Genomic DNA, 1,879 nt, shown 5'->3' with positions numbered 1-1,879 from the left:
TCGACCCCCAGGGGGCCTAGCGGCCCCCCGCCTTTGGCGGCTCCCCCCGCAACCAACCCCGGTCTACACCTCCGGTGGGCGCGGTGTTTTGGGCTTCAATCTCTCAGAGAATGGCCTGGCGCTCACGCCAGGCCGGGCCTGCGGCCTCAGCCGCAGAGCCGCCCTCAGGCGGCGGGCCCTCGTCGGGCAAGCGCGACGCGCGCAGCCCATGTGTGGGCCTTCGGCCCACACTTTTTGTCTGTCTTGTTGTTTTGCTGCCCTGTGTCCTGTGGTGCGGTTCAGAATGGATGGCGCTTGAGTTTTTGGGCTAGCGCCTCAAGCCGTTGCTGGACTTCCGGGGGGATCGATGGGGGTTTCTGCGGTGCCTCTGGCTCCTTGGCCAGCACGGCCGGGATTTGCAGCCGCAGGTGCCGTGCAACGTTCAAGGGGTAGGGCTTCCTATTGCCCAGGTGCCGTAAGGCCTCCAGCGCCCGTTCCAGACCCACCTGGCGAACGATCCAGTCCCATTCCCGCCGTGCGCGGGCGTTGGTCAGCAAGGGCTGGACGTCCGTCGGTTGCGTCGGTTGCAGATCGGGCTCGGGCGACGTGTCGGCCATCACAAACCCTCCACTCGTGCGTCCGCCCATCTTTCTCGCGCTCTTCGCAAATCATTGGATGATCTCATGGGGTTATCTTCCTCCAACCCTTCCCCTGCTAGGGCTGAAATCAATTCCGCACTGAGATCAGCGATTTTTTGATTGATTTTCTCGATCTCATCTTCTGTTAAATAATCATCTGCATTTTCGCGCTCTGAGACAATCTCTCTTGCCCCAACTCTTGCCCAGTGCCTCCAGTCCTGAACTTCCTGATGGAGGGCGCACATCCAGAAAACTTCTGTAAACATTGCGCTTTCAAAATCTAGGTGCTGATTTATTGATGCACCAAATTCATCAATCTGAGCCACTTCTATTCTTTTTGGCTGGTCATACGCCCATTTCCAATTTGCTGCGCCGAGCATATATCTTTCAATCGCCCCTGCATTATTTTTCTGGCAGTCTGGAATATGCATTCCGCATTGCGTAAAAGCAAAACCCAATGCTAGATAATCGTTATAGATTTTTTTATTTGCGCATAATATAACGGCCCTCGCGTCAGTATCAATCAATTCCGCTGTGCGCAAATAAGAGCATATAACGTCAACTGGTTTTTTTCGCGTTCGCTCGACCTCGATATACACTTTATGATTTACATATTCTTTATTGAATATGATTAACGCATCGGGCACTTTGCCGGTGATTTGAGTTTTTCGCGGTTTGAATATGCGCCATTTACCATATTGGCTTTCATTCTTTTTTGCATAGTTTATTGCCGCATTTTGAACGAGAATATCATGCTCCGCAGAATAACCGCTGATTTTTCGCCGGATTGGGGTATCTCTCACCTGCTCCATTTCTTTTTCATCGGTGATGTGGCTGAGTAGCCAGCGCTTTCCAATTTCAGTCGGGACATAAACCTGTGAATTTTGCCATCGGAAAATTTTGATAAGCCTGTTTTTCCGAAGATGCGTCAAAATTGCGTTGTTTTTTATGTCCAGAAGAGATAAAAGAGTCTGCGCCGTGGCACACTGAAATTCAATCAGAAATGACAAAACAATCATGGCCTTTATTATCCGCAGCTCTTCGATTGAATTGAATTGCTGCTTTTTTTCTGCTGCGATTTTGAGTGCAGCCAGTCGCTGCAAATAAACTGGGGTGGATTGCATGGTGTTCTGCGCTGTATGAGTGGCAACGCGGAGAGTGTAGCAGCTCGCGTCCGTGTCGCCGCGCATGCGTTAAACGGCCTTCGCAGTCTCGCCTTTGGGCGAGCCTGCTGCGCACATCATGACCTGTCTCTTATACAC

General features: G+C 51.8%; 2 protein-coding genes. Both read right to left on the bottom strand.

All coding sequences use genetic code 11. The features are described 5' to 3' along the window. Nucleotides 1–278 precede the first annotated feature (278 nt). Nucleotides 279–596: a hypothetical protein gene (locus Q0C48_RS02750; protein ID WP_291521318.1), complete on the bottom strand. Its 318-nt coding sequence runs from the start codon at nt 594–596 to the stop codon at nt 279–281. Further along, complete coding sequence (locus Q0C48_RS02745; protein WP_291521316.1) at nt 596–1,741, bottom strand: hypothetical protein; 1,146 nt, start codon at nt 1,739–1,741, stop codon at nt 596–598. Before Q0C48_RS02745 ends, Q0C48_RS02750 begins: the two co-directional genes overlap by 1 nt. Between the last annotated feature and the right edge of the window lie 138 nt (nt 1,742–1,879).

The sequence above is a fragment of the Acidithiobacillus sp. genome (genome assembly GCF_023255755.1).
Classification (GTDB): domain Bacteria; phylum Pseudomonadota; class Gammaproteobacteria; order Acidithiobacillales; family Acidithiobacillaceae; genus Acidithiobacillus.
The sequence above is the reverse complement of the archived record's forward strand: the minus strand, read 5'-3'. Positions and strand labels throughout refer to the sequence as shown.

Excerpts from the sequence above, each read along its gene's own strand:
- Q0C48_RS02745 (WP_291521316.1), bottom strand. The coding sequence starts at position 1,741 with ATGCAATCCACCCCAGTTTATTTGCAGCGACTGGCTGCACTCAAAATC.
- Q0C48_RS02750 (WP_291521318.1), bottom strand. The coding sequence starts at position 596 with ATGGCCGACACGTCGCCCGAGCCCGATCTGCAACCGACGCAACCGACG.